The sequence below is a fragment of the Flavobacterium panacis genome (assembly GCF_024649945.1).
GTDB lineage: Bacteria > Bacteroidota > Bacteroidia > Flavobacteriales > Flavobacteriaceae > Flavobacterium > Flavobacterium panacis.
The window spans coordinates 1-20,834 of sequence record NZ_JANKMS010000008.1 but is presented as its reverse complement, the minus strand read 5'-3'; the positions used below and the strand labels follow the sequence as shown (position 1 = coordinate 20,834).

The window sequence follows — 20,834 nt, the reverse complement described above, 5'->3', positions numbered from 1 at the left end:
TTGCCCACTTAAAACCAATATAAATAATGCAGAGATTTGATGCCATTCGACCTTTTTATGATTCCGAAATAAATGAAGCACTTCATGGTGTTGTCAATCATCCGATGATGAAAACCATGATGAACTTTACTTTTCCGGATGTGGAAGATGAGGTTTGGAAGGAACAATTAAAGAAAACACACTCTATTCGTGATTTCCAATGCAATTTTATTTATAACACCATTCAAAAAGTGCTTGAAAAAAGCTCTGAAGGATTAACGACTTCAGGTTTTGAAAAATTGGAACCCAATACTTCTTATTTATTTATCTCAAATCATAGAGATATTCTTTTAGATACTACATTATTAAATGTTTGTTTGTTCGAACATGGTTTGGTAATGACAGCTTCTGCGATTGGAGATAATTTAGTACAAAAGGCCTTTTTAGCAACTTTAGCCAAATTAAACCGAAACTTCTTGGTTTTACGAGGATTAACACCTAGAGAAATGCTTCAAAGTTCTAAACTTTTGGCAGAATATATGGGACAGTTATTGCTTCGCGAAAATCGTTCGGTTTGGATTGCGCAAAGAGAAGGAAGAACGAAAGACGGAAATGACGAAACCAATCCAGGAGTTTTAAAAATGATCGGAATGGGTTCTGATGAAGAAGATTTAATGACTTATTTTAAGAAATTAAAAATTGTTCCAGTTTCTATTTCTTATGAATATGATCCAACAGACGTGTTGAAAATGCCACAATTAATGGCAGAAGCCAATAACGAAGTTTACGTTAAAGATAAAAACGAGGATTTCATGACCATTATAAGTGGTATCATGGGAACTAAAAAAAGAATACACATTTCAGTAGGCGATGTTTTAGATACAGAAATCGATCAGATTGTTGCTGAAAATGATAATGCAAACAAACAAGTTCAGGCTTTGGCACAGACTATTGATGATGTTATTTTGAAAAACTATCAATTATGGCCGACTAACTTTATCGCATACGATATTTTAAACGAAACAAATAAGTTTGCTGACAAATACAAAGAGAGCGAAAAACAACTTTTTGAGCGTCGTTTAGAAATGCGTATCGGAAGCGATAACCCTATTACAAGACAAGGGTTTTTGGCCATGTATGCCAATCCTGTTGTCAATAAATTAAAATACCAAGATGTCATCTAAAGCTAAAATATTACTGATTTATACCGGAGGAACTATCGGTATGAGTAAAGACTTTGAGACTGGCGCACTTAAAGCTTTCAATTTCGGTAAATTAATACAGAAGATTCCAGAAATCAAACAATTGGATTGTGAGATCGAATCGATTTCATTTGAACATCCAATAGATTCTTCGAATATGAATCCTGAAATGTGGACTAAAATAGCCACTATTATTGAAGAAAGTTATGCTTCTTTCGACGGATTTGTAGTGCTTCACGGATCGGATACTATGTCCTATTCGGCTTCGGCATTGAGTTTTATGCTAGAAAATTTATCAAAACCTGTAGTATTTACAGGTTCGCAATTGCCAATTGGAGATTTGCGTACCGATGCAAAAGAAAACCTGATTACGGCGATTCAGATTGCTTCACTTTTAGAAAATGGAAAACCAGTTATTAACGAAGTATGTTTGTATTTTGAATACAAATTATACCGCGGAAACCGAACTTCTAAAGTAAATGCAGAGCATTTTAGAGCTTTTACAGCACCCAATTATCCTGAATTGGTAGAATCTGGTGTTCATTTAAAATTGAACAAACATTTGTTTCTGCCTGTAAATAAAGATGCAAAACTGATTGTTCACAAAAGAATGGATAATCACGTAGCGATTATTAAAATGTTCCCAGGAATGAGCGAAATTGTTTTGGCTTCAATCCTTGCAACATCTGGTTTACGCGGAATTGTTCTGGAAACTTACGGTTCTGGAAATGCGCCAACCGAAGAATGGTTTTTAAATTTGATAGAAAAAGCCATAAAATCAGGAATGCACATTGTAAACGTAACACAATGTTCAGGCGGAAGCGTAAACATGGGACAATATGAAACCAGTACAGCCTTAAAATCCCTTGGAGTTATTTCTGGAAAAGATATTACTACAGAAGCAGCAATTACAAAATTGATGTATTTGCTTGGTCATAATATTCCTCAAAAAGGTTTTAAAGAGATTTTTGAAACGGCTTTGCGTGGAGAGATTTCTTAAAGTTAAATTCCAATATTTTAAATTCCAAATTCCAAATACTTTGCGTTTAAAACTTTGACAAAGTTGAACGGTACAGTTTGTCATTTCGAGGAACGAGAAATCTCCGCAAGTGGCTCCGCAATGAAAACCCAATCTTTGTCGAGTTTCTTGCGGAGATTTCTCGTTCCTCGAAATGACAAGATTGAGTTGAAATAAAAATGGCAATGAACCTTGACAAAGTTAAACGACTCCCTTTGTATTACCAAGAACGCATTTGCAAATAACCAGCTTAATTAAATGAACTTATATCCCTTATATGGTTCAAAAAGTAAAATTTGGAATTTGGAATTTATTTTTTGGAATTTCCGTAAGTTACAGGACAAGTCTCCAACTCATCTGAAGCTTTATGTTTTTTATAATACACATAAACAATAACAGAAATAATACAAATAATTCCCTGAATGGCAACGGTAGCTCTTACACCAAGAGAGTGAGAAACATACCCAATAATTAAACTTCCAACAGGAATCATTCCCTGATATGCCATCATATAATAACTAATACTTCTGGAACGCATATTAACAGAACTGTGCGTCTGAATGTAGATATTGATAGATGAGGTTTGTCCCATCATTCCGATTCCGCTTAATGTCATACAGATAAGAGCAATTGTTATGCTGCTTGAAACGGCTAGAATAATGACACTGAAACCCAAAAGTAAACTTGCGGCAATCATCAGTTTGCTCATGTTTTCTGCAGATTTTAGATTGGCTAAATAAATGGCAGATAAAACAGAACCAATTCCGGCAGCGCTTTCAAACCAGCTAAAAGTTTCGGCATTTCCTCTAAAAATATCTTTCGCGAAAACGGGCATCAAAGTGTTGAATGAAATTACAAACAAACTGCTGCAAGTTAACATTAAAAGCATTCTCGCCATTTCGGTTTCTTTTTTTACATAATCCAGACCTTCAACTAAATCGTCCAGCATATTTAATTTGTTTTCAGCTTTAATGTGAGGTGTAATTTTCATCATCATTAATGAAATCAAAACCGGAACATAGCTAATGAAATTCCCAATAAAACAAATATCTTCACCATATTCGTGCAGAATGATTCCGGCAAGCGCAGGACCCGCGATACGTGCAAAATTGTTCAAAGTGGAGTTAAGTGCAACTGCATTAGGAAGATCTTTTTTATTGTCGACAATATCAATCATCATGGTCTGACGACAGGTCATATCAAAAGCATTGATAATTCCCTGAATAAGACTCAAAGCCAAAATAAAATTGATATTGTAGATTTTAAGATAAATAAGCAAAGCCAAAGTTCCTGCCTGAAGCATGGCAAGAGATTGTAAAAACAACATGGTTTTGTGTCTGTCATAACGACCAATAATACTTCCGGCTAACGGAGCCAGAAATAAAGAAGGAATCATACTTAAAAAAGTCGCTAATCCAAGCAAAAAAACAGATCCTGTGATACTGTAAACCATCCAGCTTACGGCCGTTTTTTGCATCCAGGTTCCAATGACAGAAACAGATTGACCGTAGAAAAATAACTTGAAATTTTTTGATTTTAACGCTTTAAACATGACTTGTAATTATTTGATACAAAGGTCGGGATTATGATTTCATTAGAAAAATTAATAATTTTACTGATAATAAGTATTAAAACTTATCAATATGGAAATCTATCAACTCGAATATTTTATTAAAACAGCTGAAGTTTTGCACTTTACCAAAGCAGCAGAATTGTGTTTTGTAACACAATCGGGACTTTCGCAGCAAATTAAAAAACTGGAAGAAGAACTCGGAATGCCTTTGTTTAAGCGAATTGGTAAAAAAGTTCAATTGACAGAAGCAGGTTCTGTTTTTTTAATTCATGCCAAAAAAGTAGTTGAAAATGTTGAAAATGGAAAACAAGCTATTGAAGATTTAAACGAAATGATTGGCGGAGAACTTAGAATTGGGGTGACGTATATTTTTGGCCTTTTAATTTTACCCGTTGTAAATACGTTCGCCAAAACCTACCAAAATCTAAGAATTATAGTAGAACATGGTACAACCGAAGTTTTGGAACAGAAATTACTGGCAAACGAATTAGATTTGGTTTTGGTGATTTCTTCGCATGAAATTGGGCCTCCAATTCAAAAAGTGTTTTTGTTTACATCCAATATGGTAATGGCAGTTGCTAAAACAAATTCTTTAGCGGTTTTAGAAAAAATACCATTTAAAAAAATAGAAGAAGTGCCATTGATTCTTCCGGGAAAAGGATCGAATTCAAGGGAATATGTTGAAATATTGTTTGCAAAACATCATATGAAACCGAAGATTTCTATAGAGTTAAATTCGATTAATGCCTTGCTGCAAATGGTAGAAAATAGCGACTGGGCGACAATTGTAGCCGAAAAGGCATTGAAAGGTTGGGAACATAGTCTTAAAGCCATTCAGATTACAGGAGTTGTGACCAAACGAGATTCGTATATGTTAACGATTGGAGGTTATCAAAAGAAAGCGGTCAAACTATTTATGGAAGAATTCAGAAAAAGCATAAACGAATCTTAAATTTACTTTGTTAAACTCATTTTTTTTTTTGTTATTTGCAGACCAAATTAGAAAGGTGTCCGAGTGGTTGAAGGAGCTAGCCTGGAAAGCTAGTATATGGGTAACTGTATCGAGGGTTCGAATCCCTTCCTTTCTGCGAGAAAAAGCCAGTAATTTCATTTTATGGAATTACTGGCTTTTGTTTTGATATTTGTTAAAAACAGGTATTTATACTTGTTTCATATATGTGTTCTGGTTTATATATTAGCCTGTTATTGAATATTTTTTTTCGAATCACGGAAATTATAAATAATGTTGTTTATTGTGATTTTAATTTTTAATTATTTTTATATTTAACATTTGTTTGATTTTAAACTCATTATTTTGTGATTTTTTAATAACTGTAAAATAATTAGATACTTTGGATAAAATAATTAAAACACTTCATTTAAGATTAGATAGTACTTCGAAATCATTAACAAAAAATGCTGTATCGCAGTTAATAATAAGAATATTATTTCAATCTGAAAAACCACTATCTATTAATCAAATCTCAACCGAGGTTAATCGCTTGTTGCAAACATCGATTTCAGAAGATAGGATCATTGATGGAATTGAGAAACTTCTCGAGAAAAATGAAATTAAAATTAACGATAAGAAATATAGCCTTACAAAATCAAATGTAAAAATCTTAGAAAAAAGATACAACGAATCAAAAGAAAGATTAGAAAGAATAATTGACAATTACTTTGTGCCTTTTAACTCTGATAGAACTGCAGTTTTAGAGTGGTTTTCTGATGCAACAGTAGAATTTTTTAAATCATATTCGATAGAATGGATTTCAGATTTGTGCTACACGAAAACTGAAAGACTTAAAACAAAAAAAGAAGATATATTAGATCATATTAAGAGAAGAACAAAACATAATAAAGAATTACATCCAGATGATTTTAATATGTTAATTGAAAAATTCATTGAATGTATTATTTATAAAAAAGACCCTGATTTAGATGCACATCTTTGGCAGTATGGAACTTCTGCTTTTGCTGCTAATCTTTTACAATCATCTGTTGGAGCTGATCCAATGTCAATAAATGCTTTTAGAGATTCAAAATGTGTTTTAGATACAAATGTACTAATGAATATTGGACTTGAAGCAAGTGAATATCATGAAGCGATAAAAAAACTTGAAAACGTTTTTGAGAAGTTAAATATTGACACAGGATATTTTCATATAACTGAAGTAGAATATACTAAGACAATTTCAAATAAAAAGAAAGAAATTCTACGTGCTGTAGGAAAGTTTTCTTATGATGTACTAAAGGCTACTGATGATCATTTTTTGCAATCAGCAATTAAAAGGAAATGCTATGTATTGGAAGATTATGAAACTTTTTGTTCTCAAATAGCGTTACCTCCAAAAAGATTAGATTCTTCAAAAGAAATTAGATTATTTAATAATGATGAAATTTTAGATAGAGAAATTGAAACCGCTCAGAATGATGAAGAAAAAAAAGCATTAATTAATTCTATTTATAAAAAGGCAACAGGTAACTTTAAGAGAGAATCTCCTTTACTTCACGATGTCGGTATAGTTGCGGGTGTTGAGTACTTGCGTAAGAATGAAAAAGCATTTATTCTTTCTCAAGAAATATCAGTGAATAGATATTCTCACACTAAGCCAATTAAAGATGATTTGCCCATAGCAATAAAACTTGAAACTCTAATTAATATGCTAGCTATAGATAATGGAGGGACAGATGTGAATCCATTAGATTTTTCAACTTTATTTGCGAATATGATTAGGTTTGATTTGCATCCGGATAATCATACTTTTCAAATTGCCGATTTATCCAAATTATTAGATACTGAATTACAAATTGAGCAATTACCAGATGAAGAGGTACTTAAGATAGCAAAAAATTTGCATAATAATAGACTTAAGGGATTACCCGAAGAAGAAATAAGTCTTTCTTTGAATAGAGAGTTTCAAGAAGTAAAATTAAAATTTATTAAAGAGTATGATGTTGTTTACGAAAATTTATCTCTTGAAAAACGCGAAAATGAAATTAAAACTAAGAGATTAAGTAAAGCCGAAGAAGCTTTAAAAAATAGAATACGCACTGAAGAGATTGCTAATTATGAGGCTGTTGTTTTTAAAAGTAAAATGACGTGGTTTTTGTACCTTCCCATTTGTGCTGTTATTTTAACTGCTTGTGGAATTTATTATTTGAGATTAGAAAGAGAATCTAGAGCGATAGATTATGTAATTGGATTAGTAGTTAATATTGTTTTTTGGATTTTTTCATCGGTTTTTTTCTCAAAACCATACTTATATAAGAAGCAATTATTATTGAAAAATAATCTCGATTTAAAAGTTGAAAGTAGATTTGAAAATGAAACGAGATAATATTAAACAATAATATGGAAAGTAAATTTATCTAAACTTTTAAAAATGCATTATAAAAGAGACCTTAAAGTTACAAAGTCTCTTTTATAATGCATTTTTATTTTCCTTTCATCAACTTCTTCAAATACTCATTTTTATCTTTTTCAGATTGTAATAAACGTTCGTAAAGTTTTTTATTTTCCTCATAAACTTCAACCAATTTATCTAATGGATTGAATGTACAATGATTTGGTTGGATATTTCCAGAGTTAGAGCTATTGTCATAAAAATTCGCAAAATAATTAATCATATTTTCTTCCGTAAAATTTTGAATAGCTTCAACAGTAACACCAAGTGCTTTTGCCACTTCTTTCAGTTTTTCGTCGTCTATGGTTTCGCTGTTTTCCATAGCAGAAATTGCTTGCTGATTTGTTCCTAAAGCTTGCGCCAATGCCTCTTGTTTCATGTCTTTCAATTCACGAATTCGGCTAATTTTGCGTCCTATGTGATATGGTTTTGTTGCTGTGCTCATCAATCAAAGGTATTTTAAAATTCTTAAAGAAAATAGATTTCAGTAAAAAACAGGCTCTTTTTTGTAAGATACGGTTTTCATTTTCTAAACAAAAGTAACGCTTTTCGAATGAGTTTTTATCGAAATAAAGATTATCTTTAAAATAATAAACTAGTAATTGATGAGAATAATAATTGGTTTTGTAATGATTTTGCTTTCTTGTTCCTGCGCTTCATTTTCAGATAAAATGGTTAGGGATAACAAATCTCCATTGTTAGAAAATGATTTATCAAAATTGGAAGGTAAATACGAACTATTTCCAGACTTGAAATACGATGAAAAAGGGAATGTTCAAACCATAGATTCTCAGGAATCTCAGGCTAGATACAACTTGAATTATTTCGTAAAGTCTGAAAAATCAAAAGTCGATTATTCAGATTCTTATAGTGTTGAGGTAAAACTTTTGAATAAAAACCGACTACAGTTTATTACTAAAAAAGACAATGAAATAATGGAGAATGCCGAAGTAGGTGGCGAACTAAAAAACGGATTTTTCTACTTGGATAATAAATACCTAAAACGGAATGGAGTTCCATATCTTGCTGGCGGTTATAACAACCATAAAACAAGAATCGGACTTTCTAAAGATAACGGACTTTTGGTGAATTATGCTTATGATAATTCTGGCGCTTTATTGTTTATGTTTTGGGCTGGATCTGCTTACAATCTGGGATTTCATTATAAAAAAATAGAATAATGTATCAATACTATTTTCGTCCCGGTTATAAATCAGAAAATCTTTTGATTGAAGTTTTTGATGGCGCAGAAAATGAATCTTTTGTTTCAGATTTTGTCTTTGCCTTAAGCGAAATACAGCCTAAAATGATAGAAGTTTCAGATTTATGGATGAATGATGAAATTCTACTCTCTTATGATTCGGAGATTGGACAATTTACACTTTCAAAAGACATTTGGGGTTTTGCTTTTATAATGGCCGAAAATAATCAGGATGGTTTAATCCGTATGAATTCGATACTGGAAAACTCAGAATGGTTTAAAAAAGTTGAGGTTGATTTCGAAAAGTACCGATAGCATTTTCTACAATCTGATCTCAAATAAACTAAAAGAACCTTCTTTATAATGTTCAGGTAATTCGTTTGTCCATTCAATAGTGCTTATTCCTTTGTATTCGAAACCGCAACTAGTGTAATATTTATTTATTCTTTCGTTGCCACTGTGTGTATCAAGACGAATATATTCTTTTCCGTTTTCTTTGGCGTAACGCTTAGCCCATTCAACGATTTTTTTTACATACGACTGTCCACGAAATTTTGGATTTGTAGCAATACGATGCAAATAAACCGCAGGATCGTTACTCGCTTCTTTCCAGATAATTAAATCGTCGAAAGTAAGCACAAAAGTACAAGCGATTTCGTTTCCTTCTTTGATGATAAAATGGCGATTTTCTGCAATTTCTTTTTCGATCAATGCTCTTTCAAAACCTCTCCAGCTTTTATTATTAACTGTTTTTTGATAAGAAGTAGCTTCGTTATAAATATCGAAAACAGCATCGATATCTTTTGGTGTAGTTAAAAGAAATTCCATTTTGAGTTGTATTCTGTAAATTAATGAAGCTTCAAAGATAAATCTTTCGAAAGCTTTAAGCGGTTGAAATATTTAATTTATGTTTTTTTTATCAAAGTGAAACCAGAATATATTTTGCCCTAAAAACATTGAAAACAAAAAAAAGATAGTTCTGAAAAGTTATACTTAAATACGGTTTCCCACATTATTTTATTCTAGAAATATTATATATTTGGCTCCTGTGTAATACAAATAACTTGATGGATTTACCTCCTTATTCGCCAGGATTGCATAAACTGGTTACTTTACAGGTCGACAAAACTTCGAAACTTACTGATAGTAATGGTTTTGTTGTAGTTACGAACTCTATTTTAGAAAAATACGAACTTGAGAAGGTTGGGGCAGTGGTTCACGACTTTGATAATGATAGTTTTACCATCTCGTACTGCCTAAAAGAATCTCATATTTGCATACACACTTGGCCAGAATACAATCAGCTTACTTTAGACGTTTATTTGTGTAATTATCTTCAGGATAATTCGGCAAAAGTGCGTGCTGTAATGGCTGATTATGTGGCGTATTTTGAAGCAGAAATTATTAAAGATTTTGAAATTAACCGATAAGATATGAAGATTCCTTGTTACGATTGTAATACAGAAACCGAATTAGAGGTTGGTTTTGAAGTAGTAAATTTTGTTTGTCCAAAATGTCACAGCGTATATGTACGTGATGATGAGGGACAATTTCGAAGAAGAAATAAGTATACTAATATACTTAAAGATTATCCGCTGGAACTTGGTGATATTGGGTATTTGAAAGGAAGCGAATATAAGGTTACAGGTATTTTGAAGAAAAAAGTGAATCCAGATTTTACCTGGAATGAGTTTATTCTACAGAATGAAGCCAAAGAGTTTCTCTATTTATCGGTTTCGAATGGGCATTGGATGATGCTTACTGAAATGGAAAAAATGGATACACTAAAAAAAGGCATTAAAGTTCTAAATCATAATAATGAAAGATATGATTTATACGAACATTCAGATGCTCAAATTATAGATGCACAAGGTTTTTTTGATTTTGAACTTCGCCCGAGATTAATTCATTTGGCCGAATTTATAAACCCACCCTATATTATTTCTATTGAAAAAATGAATAGTGTAGAGACCGCTTTTCATGGCGAGTATGTGAGAAAAAGTGTTATCCAAAAAGCTTTTCCTAAAAGAACAATGCCCTATCAGTCTGGAGCCGGTATGATTGAGCCTTCTAGATTTGATCTTACCAATACTGCTGTTATTTTCTGTTTCTTTGCCTTGCTGATTTTAACCGCAAACTGGTATATTTATAGAGATCAGGTGGAGCAAAAGGTCTTTGACAGCACGATTAAATTCAGCGAATTTGATCAAAAAGAAATGACCAGTCCGTCTTTTGTTCTCAATGGCGCTTCGGCTCCTATGACGATTAAGGTTTCGACGGGTGTCAATAATTCATGGGCCAACTTAAATATCGCTTTAATTAACGAAGACAACGGTAATGAAATTTATGCTAATAAAGATATAGAATACTATTACGGTAGTTCTGATGGAGAATCTTGGACAGAAGGTAGCCAGTCTGAGCAATTTAATATCTGTGGCGTAAAAGCAGGGAAATATCATCTTTCGATTACCCCGATGAAAGCTCCCGAAGATCTTTCAAATAGTACAATGAATGTAAGTGTAGTATGGAATCAGCCTTCAAGCCGAAATGTTTGGCTGGTTATTATTAGTATGGTTGTACTTTATTTTATAATACGATATGCTAGGAACGAATTTGAAAAAAAGAGATGGGCAGATAGTTCTTACTCGACTTACGAATAATTAATTATGAATAGAATTTCTAATTTCTTTGCCAATAATTGGGCTCCGCTAGCAATCGGATTCTTTTGCTTTGGCGTTTACATCTATTTTGCTCTTGCAGGAAATAGAATTTGCGATTGCGAAACAACAGAAAAATACAGACCAACCAGCTCAGGAAGTCGTGCATCTTATAATCATTTTTACCACAAATAAAAACTTTAACAATATGGAATTAATTCACGCTCAGCCAATAGTAAATTCAATTATTTATTCTCTTTTAGGAATTGTGATCTTATTAATTGGTTATTTTATTATCGAAAAACTGACTCCAGAAAATACCTGGAAAGAAGTCGTAGAAAAAAATAATATTGCTGTTGCCATTGTTTTGGCAGCGTTTATCATTGGAATTTCCATGATTATTAGTGCCGCAATTCATGGGTAAAAAGTTTCTTAGGTTTGAATTTCTTTTACTCTTTGCCGTATTTATAATTGCCACCTGCGGACTAATTTACGAATTGGTTGCAGGAACGCTGGCGAGTTATTTATTAGGCGATTCGGTAAAACAATTTTCATTTATTATTGGCGTGTACCTATTTTCGATGGGTATTGGCTCTTTTTTTTCAAAGTTTTTTCATAAAAATCTACTCAACACATTTGTAGAAATCGAAATTCTGGTCGGACTTATCGGAGGATTGAGTTCGGTAGTTTTATTTCTGTTGTTCGAAAATGTTGGGTCGTTTCAGTTCATTTTATATTTATTTGTTTTCGTAACCGGATTTTTAGTTGGTTTAGAGATTCCGCTTTTAATGAATATTTTAAAAGATAGAGTCGAATTCAAAGATCTGGTTTCGAATGTTTTTACTTTTGATTACATCGGAGCATTATTGGCTTCGATCTTGTTTCCGTTGGTTTTAGTTCCGAAATTAGGAATCATGGGAACTTCTCTTTTCTTCGGAATGATCAATGTAAGTATTGCGATTGTTTTGTGTTTTTTGCTGAAAAAAGAATTAAAAAACGTTTATTTTTTGAAAGCAAAAGCCGTTTTTTCCTTTGTATTATTGCTTGGCGTTTTTGTTTTTTCGAATGACATTCTAGCGTATTCAGAAGGAAAATTATACGGAGAAAATATCATTTATACCAATTCAACACCTTATCAACGTATCGTTTTAACGCACAATAAGAGCGATTATAGGCTTTATTTGAATAACAACTTACAATTTAGTTCAGCTGATGAATATCGTTATCACGAGGCATTAGTGCATCCCGCAATGTCAATGGCAAAAAACGTTAAACATGTTTTGGTTTTGGGCGGAGGTGATGGTCTGGCAGTTCGTGAAATATTGAAATACAAAGACGTTGAAAAAGTAACTTTAGTCGATTTGGACGAAGGAATGACCAAATTGTTTAAAACAAATACGGTACTGACCAATTTCAATCAGAATTCGCTGAACAATCCAAAAGTAACCGTAATCAATACAGATGCTTATATTTGGGCAAAAAGTTGTAAAGAGCAATTTGATGTTGCGATAATCGACTTTCCAGATCCATCCAATTACAGTTTGGGAAAATTGTATTCGCTGAATTTTTATCAGACTATAAAAACCATTTTAAAACCAGATGCAGCGGTTGTTATTCAAACTACTTCGCCTTATTTTGCGCCGAAATCTTTTTGGTGTATCAATAAAACCGTGATGCAGGTTTTTTCGCAGGTCGATGCGTATCATGCTTACGTTCCATCTTTTGGAGAATGGGGTTATACGATTGCAATAAACGGTTTTGGAACCACTTTTAATTCCGTAAACCGAAAAGCAGACAAATTGAAATTCTATAATTATCAATTTGACCGTTTCAATTATTTTACCAACGATATGGTTTCGAATCAAGTTGAAATTAATCGTTTAGACAACCAGATTTTAGTACGCTATTTTGATGAAGAGTGGGGAAAACTGCAATAAATCCAGAAGGAATTTTATAAAAGGCGTTGGCGCAGCTTTGCTTACGGTTCCGTTCCTGCAGTTTTGTTCTGATAAAATTGCGGTGCTGATGATTCGTTTATCAGGAACAAAACATTTGCTCGGACATCGTTTATGGATTAAAGATTTTCCAAAACCTACAAAACAAATCGAGATTCCGTATTTAATTGTTGGCGGTGGAATTTCAGGTTTAAGTGCTGCACGACAATTTCAGAAAAGAGGAATTTCAGATTTTTTAATATTGGAATTGGAAAACCATTTGGGAGGAAATTCTTCAAATGGAGAAAACAAATATTCTAAATATCCTTTGGGCGCGCATTATTTGCCTTTGCCGAATTTTCAGGATAAAGAACTGCTTCAATTTTTAGAAGAAGAAAAAATAATTCTGGGTTACAATGAAAAAGGATTTCCCATTTTTGATGAACTGCAATTGACTTTTGCACCAGACGAACGTTTATTTTATAAAAACAATTGGCAGGAAGGCGTAGTGCCAAAAGAAGGAAATTTAATTTCGGATGATTTGGAGTTTAATAAATTCTTCAAACAAATGGATGTTTTTAGAATTTCTAGAGGCGAAGATCAAAGGTATTTATTTGATATTCCGATGTACCTTTCTTCAAAAGATGAAAAGACTAGATCTTTAGATAAAATCACGATGAAACAATGGTTTCTAGATAATCATTTTACGTCTGAACCTTTGTTTAATTATATTGATTATTGCTGTAAAGACGATTTTGGTTTAGGAATAGAATACGTTTCGGCTTGGGCAGGAATTCATTATTTTGCAGGAAGAAAGCAAGATAGTACACCCGAAAAACATGATAGCGTTTTAACTTGGGCAGAAGGAAATTCCAGACTTGCGAATCATTTGAAAAAATATACTACTGATAAATCTTTGAAAAATCATTTGGTTTATGAAGTGAAAATTGAAAATCAAAAAGTTGTGGCAAAAGCTTTTGATGATGCAACAAAAACGTCTGTTGAAATTCTTGCTGATAAAGTAATTATGGCTTCACCACAATTTGTAAATCAATATTTGATTCCAGATCGAAAAACGTTTACAAAAGATTTTCATTACACGCCTTGGCTTTTGGCAACTTTGATTGTAAATGATTTGTCGGATAATTTTAGTTTTTCACTTTCGTGGGATAATGTAATTTACGATGCAAAAGGTTTGGGTTATGTTTACGATCAGCATCAGACAGTGAATCAGGTTCAGGATAAAAAAGTGATTACGTATTACTATAGTTTTTCGTCTAGAGATTTGAAGAAAACGAGAAAAGAACTTTATAAAAAAGACAAAGAATATTGGAAACAATTTGTTCTAAATGATTTAAAAATCGCGCATCCCGATATTGAAGAATATACAGAAGATATTGAGGTTTTTCTTTTAGGTCACGGAATGATTTCGCCTGCGCCAGGATTTATTTTTGGTGAAGCAAAGAAACAAGCCAAACAAAATATTGAAAAGAAGATTTATTTCGCGCATACAGATTTATCTGGTATTTCTATTTTTGAAGAAGCTTTTCATCAAGGAATTAATATTGTAAATGAGATTTTAGATGGAACAACCGTGGATTCATAAAGCCAAAACCGATTTAACGTTTATTATCGGACCCTCTTTTTTTGTGTTGGCGATCATCTTTATTTTTCAGGATCATATCACTGAAATAGAAGAGCATTATTCTTTTTACACTTGGCTTTTTCTGATTGTTTTTATAGATGTAGCGCACGTTTATGCGACCTTATTCAAAACGTATTTTGTTGCTGATGAATTTAAGAAGCAGAAACGAAGATTGATTCTTTTACCTTTATTTTGTTTCGTTGTTGGAATTGTGCTTTTCTCTTTTGGAAGTTTAGTCTTTTGGTCGTTTTTGGCTTATGTAGCTGTTTTTCATTTCATCAGACAGCAATACGGATTCATGAGATTGTATGCGAGAAAAGAGATTAAAACCAAAATCTCGGTTTGGATTGATAATCTCGCAATTTATGCTTCAACAGGATATCCGATGTTGTATTGGTTTTTTTCGTCTAAGCGAAAGTTCAACTGGTTTGTAGAAAATGAGTTTTTTAGGTTTGAAAATCAATTGATTTTAGAAATTTTGTTTTGGATTTATATTGGAATTTTGATTTTGTATGTTATTTATACTGCTGTGAAATCCATTCAAAATCAGTTTTTTAATATTCCAAAGAACAGCATTGTTTTAGGAACGGCGCTGTCTTGGTATTTCGGAATCGTTTATTTTAATGACGATTTGATTTTTACTTTATTGAATGTCGTTTCGCACGGAATTCCGTATATGGCTTTGGTTTATTTTAGAGAAATCGATGGAAAATCGGAAGTAGAATTGGGACGTTTGTCTTTTTTAAAACAATACAAAGGGCTTTTGATTTATGTTGGAATCCTTTTAATAATTGCCTTTTTGGAAGAATTTCTTTGGGAACTTTTTGTTTGGAATGAAAACATCAGCGTTACGAATTTTGATTTTTCGAGCTGGCAGATTTTATTGGTTCCTTTGCTGACGGTTCCTCAGTTTACGCATTATTTATTGGATGGTTTTATCTGGAAATCTAAAAAGTGATGTTTTTACTTCTAATAAAAATCAAAACTTCTAATCTAGCCCCGATAGGAGCGATATCCTTTTGTGTTGGGGTTCAACACAAAAGATATAGCGAATAGCGGGAGTAAACGTTGTTTTGAAAATGAATCTTCTGCTGCTAAAAATTAATTTTGTAAAACTGTTTTAATTTTCGGCATCATTTTATCCACAAACATTTTGTATGCGTTTTCAGAAGGATGTAAACCGTCTGATGCCACCAAACTCGGATTGTTAAGTCCCTCTCGGGTTATTTCTGTAATCGATACAAAAGCAACTTGATTGTTGTTGCAGTAGTTTTCTGCAAAATTATTGTATTGGGTAATTTCTGCTGAAATTTTGTTGCTTTGATCTCCAGCAAGACTTTTTCCGTAAGGCGTGTAAGCGTAATCGGGAATAGAAATTACTACAACATTTTTTTTGTCACCTTTTGCAAGCATAATAGCTTTGTTGACCAATTCGGGAAATTGTTTCTCGTAAAGAGAAAAGTTTTTGTGCTGATATTGATTGTTTACGCCAATTAAAAGCGTTACCAAATCGTAATTGGATTCTGGTTTTTGAGATTCGATTGCCGAAAGTAAATCAGATGTTGTCCAGCCAGTTGTAGCAATTATTTTGAGCGAAATAGTACTAGAATACATTGCGGTTAAACCTGCTTTTAGTTGTTCCGGAAAACGACAAGTAGTACAAACGCTTTGACCAATGGTATAACTGTCGCCTAAGGCTAAATAATTTATAGAAGTAGCAATGGGTGGTTTTGGTGTTACAGGCGGGTCTACAACAGGCGGAGTAATTGTAACTGGGGCAGGTGCATTTTCGTCTGAATTACAGCTCAGAAGAAACACAGAAAGGATAATAGTAACTATTTGTTTAAACTCTGATTTCATAATTTGTTTAAATTAATTGAGGTCGCTTTAAACAAATAGTTACGTGAAATATGTTGTTTTGGATTTTAAACCATTTCGGTTTTCATCAAGATATCTTCTTCGATGGCATTCCAAAGTCCGATACGTTTTTCTAGGGCAAGAATAGAAACTTCTTCAACTTCTTTCCATTTTTGCGCGTCATCTCCGCATAATTCTGTGATCATTTGCATAGCCATCGGTCCGTGTTCATCGGCATCTAGTTCGATATGTCTTTCAAAATAGTATAATAATTTTGTCAAATCGGTTTCTGGAAGGTTTTTCTGGAAATTTTTCAGAATTTGAGTAAACATGCTCGGAATCAAATCTTCTCTACCAAAAGTAAATGCGGCTGCAATTTCGTGCGGTTTTCCTTCTTCGATTACTCTAAAAGTAAAATCAAGGAAAGCTTTTACATTTGGCTGCATTGGACTCTGCTTAATGGCAACAAATATATTATGAAGAGAATGTACTTCTGATAAGAAACTTAAAATTCCAGTTGTATTCGCACCACAAGCTTCCATTGCTTCCAAGTACATTTCGTAATGGCTTTGTCTTCTTCCGTCCAATGTCAAATCGGTTTCTTCTGCAAGAACAATTTCGTTGATTAAATATCGAGTGTCCGGATTTTTAGTAGCAAACCAAGGTGTTGTGGTACAAGTAAGTTTGGCTTGTAACGCTTTTAATAAAGACATAAAATCCCAAACAGCAAAAACGTGAGTTTCCAGAAAGCTATGAAGGTCGTCTATGTTTTGAATCTTATTGTATAAAGAGTGGTTTAATAGTTGGTCTTTTTGTGGTTGGATGCTTTTGTTTATCGTTTCGATATTCATTTTTGAAAAAATTTTGATGCAAAGATAAAAAGCTTCTTTTGTTAGAAGAAGCTTTTTAGATTGATTTTGTATATATTTTAATAATTATCAATTATTTAAATGCTGGAATTCCGGTTACGTCCATTCCGGTAATCAATAAGTGTATGTCGTGAGTTCCTTCATAAGTAATAACACTTTCGAGGTTCATCATGTGGCGCATAATAGAGTATTCGCCAGTAATTCCCATACCTCCGAGCATTTGTCTGGCTTCACGAGCGATGTTAATTGCCATGTTTACATTATTGCGTTTTGCCATCGAAATTTGTGCAGTTGTAGCTTTGCCTTCATTTCTTAAAACACCTAAACGCCAAGTTAGTAATTGCGCTTTTGTGATTTCGGTAATCATTTCGGCCAATTTTTTTTGTTGTAACTGTGTTCCTCCAATTGGTTTTCCAAACTGAATTCTTTCTTTAGAATATCTTAAAGCAGTATCATAACAATCCATTGCTGCACCAATTGCTCCCCAAGCAATTCCGTAACGCGCTGAATCTAAACAGCCAAGTGGAGCTCCAAGACCAGATTTGTTAGGCAAAAGGTTTTCTTTTGGTACTTTTACATTGTCAAAAATTAATTCGCCAGTTGCAGAGGCACGAAGTGACCATTTATTGTGCGTTTCTGGAGTTGTAAAACCTTCCATACCACGTTCTACAATTAAACCATGAATTCGACCTTCCTCGTTTTTAGCCCAAACAATAGCAATGTCAGCAAAAGGAGCATTTGAAATCCACATTTTGGCGCCATTTAAAAGATAATGATCGCCCATGTCTTTAAAATTGGTAATCATGCTTCCAGGATCAGAACCGTGATCTGGTTCTGTTAATCCAAAACAACCAATAAATTCTCCTGTAGCCAGTTTTGGCAAGTATTTCATTCTTTGTTCTTCATTTCCATATTTCCAAATCGGATACATTACTAAGGAAGACTGAACAGATGAGGTAGATCGAACGCCAGAATCACCTCTTTCGATTTCCTGCATAATTAAGCCATAAGAAATCTGATCTAATCCTGCACCGCCATATTCAACTGGAATATAAGGTCCAAAACCGCCAATTTCTCCTAATCCTTTTATGATTTGTTTAGGAAATTCTGCTTTTTGGGCATATTCTTCTATTATAGGAGAAACTTCTTTTTTTACCCACGCACGAGCAGATTCACGAACTAATTTGTGTTCGTCGGATAGTAAATCGTCTAAGTTATAGTAATCTGGAGATTGAAATAGGTCTGGTTTCATGTTTTTATTTTTTAACAAAACAAATTTACGCAATAAAAATATAACAAATACATTGATTTTTGTTATATTTTTTTACATCAAAAATAAAATTAATAGGAATTTGGCAAATAAATTGTAGTTTATTGATAATTTATAGACTATTTTTGAATACCAAAACTAAATTAAATGAGGCTAATCATCTCTTTTTTATTTTTATTCGTACTTAATACTAGTATGGCTCAACCTACCAAGGAGCTTACTGAACAGGAGTATTTAGATTTGCAGGATAAAATTCGCTTCACGATAAATGGAGATTTCGATGAAGGATTATCCTATCTTGAACAATTGTATAAATCAAAAAATGAGGAGCGACTGGCCTTTGCTTATTCTGTCGGATCCTATTTATATCAATTGAAAGGTGACGCAGTTAAGTCTGATCAAAAATATGAAGAAGGCCTAAAGCATTTACAGAAAATTCCGGAATCGGATAGGAAAACAAAACTTCATTCTTATATATGTAATTATAGAGGTCTTACTTATTGGAAACGGGCCAATTACGGAAAAGCTCTTAGTAACTATCAGGAAGGAATTAAACTGTCGACTAAAATTAATGATGTAATTCAGATTGTAAAATTTAAAGCCAATATTGCCTTATTAAATGAAGGTGTTGGAAATTATCAATTATCTATTAAAATTTTAAGACAGAATGATGCCTTCTTAGATAAAAATGAAAATCTGTATGAAAAAGAGCAGTTTCAGAATTCAAAAAGTAATACCTATACCAATTTAGGAAACTGTTATGAAGGCTATTATTCCAAAAACAGAGATAAAGCCGAACTTTTAGACTCCGCCGAATATTTTTACAAAAAAGCAATCTCTTATTCTGATAAATTTATTGATAATAAAATTACTTCTAAATTAAGCTTAGGAAACATCTATCTTTTTAAAAAAGATTTTGATAGTGCCGAAAAGATATATTACGATATCGCATTTTATTCTAAACAAACCAATAATGAATCGCTGTTCCAGATAGCAAGTTACAATTTAGGAGATCTGTATTATTCTCTTAAAAAATATGACAGAGCGCTTATTTTCTTAAAGAAGGTAGATTCTATTAGTGTAAAAAATAAAACGATTGATAACAGCTATTTTAAGTCAAATTATATTCAGGCAAAAATTTATAGCATTAAGAATGAACCTGAACTTGCGTACAAACACTCTAAATTATATTTAGATTCATATGAAAAATATGAAGGTAACATGAGAGAAGAAGCGCTGGATGTTAATTATAAACTGGGTACTGCTGACTTAAGTGAGGAAATGTTAAGTGTACAGGAAAAGTATAAATATGAAGTATTTTGGAATAAGGCTTTAAAAATATTTTATGTAATTCTTGTGATAGGAATTATTTTCTTTCTAATTAAAAATATAAGAGACAAAAATAAAGCTCAGAAGAAAATGAATGCTTTGATAGAAGAGTTTAAAGCAAATCTAGAAAAGAAAGAACTTGAAAAAGCTGAAATTGAGAAAACAGAACTGGAAAAACCTGTAGTTGAAATTGCTGAACTTGAAGATGTTCAGCTCAAGAAAGAAAATGCTAATTTGAGTATTGATGAGGCTAAAGAAAATAAAATCGTAGAGAAATTATTAGCACTTGAAGAAAAATTAGAATACCTCAATGCAGATTTTACGCTTTCGTATGCTGCCAAAAAAATAAAAACCAATACAACTTATTTGTCTTATGTAGTAAATAAAAGATTCGGAAAATCTTTTGGAGAATATTCTAATGAATTAAAAATAAACTATGTAATCAATCAGATGATTACGAATCATTTGTATAGAAAATATTCAACCCAGGCCATTGCTGAAAGCGTAGGATTTAAAAATGCGGTTTCTTTTGCAAAATCATTTCGCAAAAGAACTGGAGTATCTCCAGCTCAATTTGCGAGTAATATATAGGTATAAGAAAATCAAGGATTTCCGTTTCCACCATTGTTTTTTCTTGGATCATTCGGATCTATGTCGTCACCACCACCTATAATTGTTTTTTGCTCTTTTCTAGAGATTGTTTCTGCTTGGAAATCTTTGAATGTGAATATTTTAGTTTTCATGATTTTAAATTTTTTGGATTAGCTTTTCTGTAAGTTTCTTTCAATTGTAAATTAATTGTTTCCGTTTCCGCCATTGTTTTTTCTTGGATCATTCGGATCTATGTCGTCGCCACCACCCATAATTGTTTTTTGCTCTTTTCTAGAGATTGT

General features: G+C 32.6%; 21 protein-coding genes and 1 tRNA gene. 15 read left to right on the top strand and 7 right to left on the bottom strand.

The features are described from left to right. The first annotated feature begins 26 nt into the window (after positions 1-26). Both NQQ59_RS16770 and NQQ59_RS16765 read left to right on the top strand, forming a co-directional pair. Positions 27-1,163 carry a 1-acyl-sn-glycerol-3-phosphate acyltransferase gene (locus NQQ59_RS16770; protein WP_144215964.1) on the top strand — a complete coding sequence of 379 codons (1,137 nt, stop codon included), beginning with the start codon at positions 27-29 and terminating at the stop codon, positions 1,161-1,163. Next, positions 1,153-2,181, top strand: a complete 1,029-nt coding sequence (locus tag NQQ59_RS16765) for an asparaginase (protein WP_144215962.1) — start codon at positions 1,153-1,155, stop codon at positions 2,179-2,181. The genes NQQ59_RS16770 and NQQ59_RS16765 overlap by 11 nt, the downstream gene beginning before the upstream one ends. 328 nt (positions 2,182-2,509) lie before the next feature. Here the strand turns inward: NQQ59_RS16765 and NQQ59_RS16760 are convergent, their stop codons facing one another. Continuing rightward, entirely contained in the window at positions 2,510-3,751 is a 1,242-nt protein-coding gene (locus tag NQQ59_RS16760; RefSeq protein ID WP_144215960.1) for an MFS transporter, read from the bottom strand. A 91-nt stretch (positions 3,752-3,842) separates the two neighbouring features. On the opposite strand from NQQ59_RS16760, the gene NQQ59_RS16755 reads away from it, so the two are divergent. The 3 genes from NQQ59_RS16755 (at position 3,843) to NQQ59_RS16745 (ending at position 7,113) form a co-directional block, all read left to right on the top strand. Then, a complete protein-coding gene (locus tag NQQ59_RS16755) occupies positions 3,843-4,724 on the top strand; it encodes a LysR family transcriptional regulator (RefSeq protein WP_144215958.1) in 882 nt (293 codons plus the stop codon). Between the two features lie 49 nt (positions 4,725-4,773). Next, positions 4,774-4,860 (top strand) — tRNA-Ser (locus NQQ59_RS16750). Positions 4,861-5,124: 264 nt separating this feature from the next. Then, a complete protein-coding gene (locus NQQ59_RS16745; protein ID WP_144215956.1) occupies positions 5,125-7,113 on the top strand; it encodes a hypothetical protein in 1,989 nt (662 codons plus the stop codon). A 97-nt stretch (positions 7,114-7,210) separates the two neighbouring features. On the opposite strand, the gene NQQ59_RS16740 is transcribed toward NQQ59_RS16745, so the two are convergent. Then, positions 7,211-7,624 (bottom strand): helix-turn-helix domain-containing protein, encoded by a 414-nt coding sequence (locus NQQ59_RS16740; RefSeq protein ID WP_144215954.1) that lies wholly within the window; start codon positions 7,622-7,624, stop codon positions 7,211-7,213. 160 nt (positions 7,625-7,784) lie between these two features. On the opposite strand from NQQ59_RS16740, the gene NQQ59_RS16735 reads away from it, so the two are divergent. Next, the gene (locus tag NQQ59_RS16735; protein ID WP_144215951.1) at positions 7,785-8,360 is read left to right on the top strand and encodes a hypothetical protein; all 576 of its coding nucleotides are present in this window, start codon (positions 7,785-7,787) and stop codon (positions 8,358-8,360) included. Further along, positions 8,360-8,695 carry a hypothetical protein gene (locus tag NQQ59_RS16730; RefSeq protein ID WP_144215949.1) on the top strand — a complete coding sequence of 112 codons (336 nt, stop codon included), beginning with the start codon at positions 8,360-8,362 and terminating at the stop codon, positions 8,693-8,695. Before NQQ59_RS16735 ends, NQQ59_RS16730 begins: the two co-directional genes overlap by 1 nt. Before the next feature lie 6 nt (positions 8,696-8,701). Here the strand turns inward: NQQ59_RS16730 and NQQ59_RS16725 are convergent, their stop codons facing one another. Beyond that, entirely contained in the window at positions 8,702-9,208 is a 507-nt protein-coding gene (locus tag NQQ59_RS16725; RefSeq protein ID WP_144215948.1) for a GNAT family N-acetyltransferase, read from the bottom strand. 239 nt (positions 9,209-9,447) lie between these two features. Between NQQ59_RS16725 and NQQ59_RS16720 the strand changes: the two genes are divergently transcribed. From NQQ59_RS16720 to NQQ59_RS16690, 7 genes are read left to right on the top strand one after another with little or no spacing between them, the layout of a single operon-like run. Then, positions 9,448-9,810, top strand: a complete 363-nt coding sequence (locus NQQ59_RS16720) for an S-adenosylmethionine decarboxylase family protein (protein ID WP_144215946.1) — start codon at positions 9,448-9,450, stop codon at positions 9,808-9,810. Between the two features lie 3 nt (positions 9,811-9,813). Beyond that, positions 9,814-11,040: a DUF4178 domain-containing protein gene (locus NQQ59_RS16715; protein WP_144215944.1), complete on the top strand. Its 1,227-nt coding sequence runs from the start codon at positions 9,814-9,816 to the stop codon at positions 11,038-11,040. A 6-nt stretch (positions 11,041-11,046) separates the two neighbouring features. After that, complete coding sequence (locus NQQ59_RS16710; protein ID WP_144215942.1) at positions 11,047-11,232, top strand: hypothetical protein; 186 nt, start codon at positions 11,047-11,049, stop codon at positions 11,230-11,232. Positions 11,233-11,245: 13 nt separating this feature from the next. After that, the gene (locus NQQ59_RS16705) at positions 11,246-11,461 is read left to right on the top strand and encodes a DUF350 domain-containing protein (RefSeq protein ID WP_144215940.1); all 216 of its coding nucleotides are present in this window, start codon (positions 11,246-11,248) and stop codon (positions 11,459-11,461) included. Beyond that, the gene (locus NQQ59_RS16700; RefSeq protein ID WP_257698395.1) at positions 11,454-12,974 is read left to right on the top strand and encodes a polyamine aminopropyltransferase; all 1,521 of its coding nucleotides are present in this window, start codon (positions 11,454-11,456) and stop codon (positions 12,972-12,974) included. Before NQQ59_RS16705 ends, NQQ59_RS16700 begins: the two co-directional genes overlap by 8 nt. After that, the gene (locus NQQ59_RS16695; protein WP_144215936.1) at positions 12,949-14,577 is read left to right on the top strand and encodes an NAD(P)/FAD-dependent oxidoreductase; all 1,629 of its coding nucleotides are present in this window, start codon (positions 12,949-12,951) and stop codon (positions 14,575-14,577) included. Before NQQ59_RS16700 ends, NQQ59_RS16695 begins: the two co-directional genes overlap by 26 nt. Next, the gene (locus NQQ59_RS16690; RefSeq protein WP_144215934.1) at positions 14,555-15,574 is read left to right on the top strand and encodes a hypothetical protein; all 1,020 of its coding nucleotides are present in this window, start codon (positions 14,555-14,557) and stop codon (positions 15,572-15,574) included. Before NQQ59_RS16695 ends, NQQ59_RS16690 begins: the two co-directional genes overlap by 23 nt. Positions 15,575-15,717: 143 nt before the next feature. Here the strand turns inward: NQQ59_RS16690 and NQQ59_RS16685 are convergent, their stop codons facing one another. The 3 genes from NQQ59_RS16685 to NQQ59_RS16675 all read right to left on the bottom strand — a co-directional run bounded on the left by NQQ59_RS16685 (position 15,718) and on the right by NQQ59_RS16675 (position 18,594). After that, positions 15,718-16,476: an SGNH/GDSL hydrolase family protein gene (locus tag NQQ59_RS16685; protein WP_144215932.1), complete on the bottom strand. Its 759-nt coding sequence runs from the start codon at positions 16,474-16,476 to the stop codon at positions 15,718-15,720. Positions 16,477-16,541: 65 nt separating this feature from the next. Continuing rightward, complete coding sequence (locus NQQ59_RS16680; protein WP_144215930.1) at positions 16,542-17,324, bottom strand: DUF3050 domain-containing protein; 783 nt, start codon at positions 17,322-17,324, stop codon at positions 16,542-16,544. A 91-nt stretch (positions 17,325-17,415) separates the two neighbouring features. Beyond that, positions 17,416-18,594 (bottom strand): acyl-CoA dehydrogenase family protein, encoded by a 1,179-nt coding sequence (locus NQQ59_RS16675; protein ID WP_144215928.1) that lies wholly within the window; start codon positions 18,592-18,594, stop codon positions 17,416-17,418. A 165-nt stretch (positions 18,595-18,759) separates the two neighbouring features. Here NQQ59_RS16675 and NQQ59_RS16670 point away from each other — a divergent pair, with 165 nt between their 5' ends. Further along, positions 18,760-20,532 carry an AraC family transcriptional regulator gene (locus NQQ59_RS16670; RefSeq protein WP_144215926.1) on the top strand — a complete coding sequence of 591 codons (1,773 nt, stop codon included), beginning with the start codon at positions 18,760-18,762 and terminating at the stop codon, positions 20,530-20,532. 11 nt (positions 20,533-20,543) lie between these two features. Here the strand turns inward: NQQ59_RS16670 and NQQ59_RS16665 are convergent, their stop codons facing one another. After that, the gene (locus NQQ59_RS16665; protein ID WP_144215924.1) at positions 20,544-20,684 is read right to left on the bottom strand and encodes an rSAM-modified peptide; all 141 of its coding nucleotides are present in this window, start codon (positions 20,682-20,684) and stop codon (positions 20,544-20,546) included. Between the last annotated feature and the right edge of the window lie 150 nt (positions 20,685-20,834).

Coding starts and splice junctions, on each gene's coding strand:
- NQQ59_RS16770 (WP_144215964.1), top strand. CDS start 27: ATGCAGAGATTTGATGCCATTCGACCTTTTTATGATTCCGAAATAAAT.
- NQQ59_RS16765 (WP_144215962.1), top strand. CDS start 1,153: ATGTCATCTAAAGCTAAAATATTACTGATTTATACCGGAGGAACTATC.
- NQQ59_RS16760 (WP_144215960.1), bottom strand. CDS start 3,751: ATGTTTAAAGCGTTAAAATCAAAAAATTTCAAGTTATTTTTCTACGGT.
- NQQ59_RS16755 (WP_144215958.1), top strand. CDS start 3,843: ATGGAAATCTATCAACTCGAATATTTTATTAAAACAGCTGAAGTTTTG.
- NQQ59_RS16740 (WP_144215954.1), bottom strand. CDS start 7,624: ATGAGCACAGCAACAAAACCATATCACATAGGACGCAAAATTAGCCGA.
- NQQ59_RS16735 (WP_144215951.1), top strand. CDS start 7,785: ATGAGAATAATAATTGGTTTTGTAATGATTTTGCTTTCTTGTTCCTGC.
- NQQ59_RS16730 (WP_144215949.1), top strand. CDS start 8,360: ATGTATCAATACTATTTTCGTCCCGGTTATAAATCAGAAAATCTTTTG.
- NQQ59_RS16725 (WP_144215948.1), bottom strand. CDS start 9,208: ATGGAATTTCTTTTAACTACACCAAAAGATATCGATGCTGTTTTCGAT.
- NQQ59_RS16720 (WP_144215946.1), top strand. CDS start 9,448: ATGGATTTACCTCCTTATTCGCCAGGATTGCATAAACTGGTTACTTTA.
- NQQ59_RS16715 (WP_144215944.1), top strand. CDS start 9,814: ATGAAGATTCCTTGTTACGATTGTAATACAGAAACCGAATTAGAGGTT.
- NQQ59_RS16710 (WP_144215942.1), top strand. CDS start 11,047: ATGAATAGAATTTCTAATTTCTTTGCCAATAATTGGGCTCCGCTAGCA.
- NQQ59_RS16705 (WP_144215940.1), top strand. CDS start 11,246: ATGGAATTAATTCACGCTCAGCCAATAGTAAATTCAATTATTTATTCT.
- NQQ59_RS16700 (WP_257698395.1), top strand. CDS start 11,454: ATGGGTAAAAAGTTTCTTAGGTTTGAATTTCTTTTACTCTTTGCCGTA.
- NQQ59_RS16695 (WP_144215936.1), top strand. CDS start 12,949: ATGAAGAGTGGGGAAAACTGCAATAAATCCAGAAGGAATTTTATAAAA.
- NQQ59_RS16690 (WP_144215934.1), top strand. CDS start 14,555: ATGGAACAACCGTGGATTCATAAAGCCAAAACCGATTTAACGTTTATT.
- NQQ59_RS16685 (WP_144215932.1), bottom strand. CDS start 16,476: ATGAAATCAGAGTTTAAACAAATAGTTACTATTATCCTTTCTGTGTTT.
- NQQ59_RS16680 (WP_144215930.1), bottom strand. CDS start 17,324: ATGAATATCGAAACGATAAACAAAAGCATCCAACCACAAAAAGACCAA.
- NQQ59_RS16675 (WP_144215928.1), bottom strand. CDS start 18,594: ATGAAACCAGACCTATTTCAATCTCCAGATTACTATAACTTAGACGAT.
- NQQ59_RS16670 (WP_144215926.1), top strand. CDS start 18,760: ATGAGGCTAATCATCTCTTTTTTATTTTTATTCGTACTTAATACTAGT.
- NQQ59_RS16665 (WP_144215924.1), bottom strand. CDS start 20,684: ATGAAAACTAAAATATTCACATTCAAAGATTTCCAAGCAGAAACAATC.